The following is a 347-nucleotide window of genomic DNA, read 5'->3' as shown; positions in this document are numbered from 1 at the left end:
GGTTATCCAAGCCGCGAACGCTTCCTGACCGAACTGACACTTGACCCGCCGGATGCAACCAGCGACCAGGCAGGCGTGCCGCTTCTTGACGAGGACTATCTGATCCTCTCGACGATCCATTCGGCCAAGGGCCAGGAATGGCGTGCCGTCTTCATGCTCAACGTCGTTGATGGCTGCATGCCCTCTGACCTTGGGGCGGGAACGACGGATGAGCTCGAGGAAGAACGCCGACTGCTTTATGTCGGCATGACAAGAGCCCGCGACAGCCTCAGCCTGATCACGCCGCAACGCTTTTACACCCATGGGCAGAATTCCAGGGGCGACAGACATGTCTATGCCTCGCGGAC

The 347-nt window shown here is 59.9% G+C and carries 1 protein-coding gene; it reads left to right on the top strand.

What is annotated here, in order from left to right; genetic code table 11:
• Window positions 1-347: 3'-5' exonuclease (locus tag H6M51_RS24355; protein ID WP_185812328.1), on the top strand; the 347-nt coding region annotated here is incomplete at both ends.

Source organism: Rhizobium sp. AQ_MP (assembly GCF_014237835.1).
GTDB lineage: Bacteria > Pseudomonadota > Alphaproteobacteria > Rhizobiales > Rhizobiaceae > Allorhizobium.
Note: the sequence above shows the minus strand (reverse complement) of the source record. Positions and strands in the feature narration are given on the sequence as shown.